Annotated in this window: 1 pseudogene; it reads right to left on the minus strand. The window is 61.6% G+C overall.

From position 1 onward, the window contains the following. Positions 1-210 (minus strand): annotated as a pseudogene (locus AF337_RS29975) (MBL fold metallo-hydrolase); the annotation flags it as partial. Positions 211-289: the final 79 nt, after the last annotated feature.

The raw sequence follows: 289 nt of genomic DNA on the forward strand, positions 1-289 counted from the left end.
GGTGATGAGGATATCGGGACTCGTCGCGCGGATGACGTCGGTGACCGGCGGATAGAGCACGGTGTCGCCAGCCCAGTAGATCGAAGGTTCGCCCGCTGCTTCGAGGCTGAAACCCATGACCGAGCCCATCTCTTCGAGAACGGGACCAAGCCCATGGCTGCCTTCGCGGCGCGTGAGCGTCAGACCTTCCCAAGTCGCCATATCGGTCAATGGCGAGACCTCGGTGAATCCTGCTCCGCGAATTTCCGCTTCGTCGCCAGGTTGGCAGATAATCGGCATGTGCTTCGGC

Source organism: Rhizobium ecuadorense (genome assembly GCF_001187535.1).
Lineage (GTDB): Bacteria > Pseudomonadota > Alphaproteobacteria > Rhizobiales > Rhizobiaceae > Rhizobium > Rhizobium ecuadorense.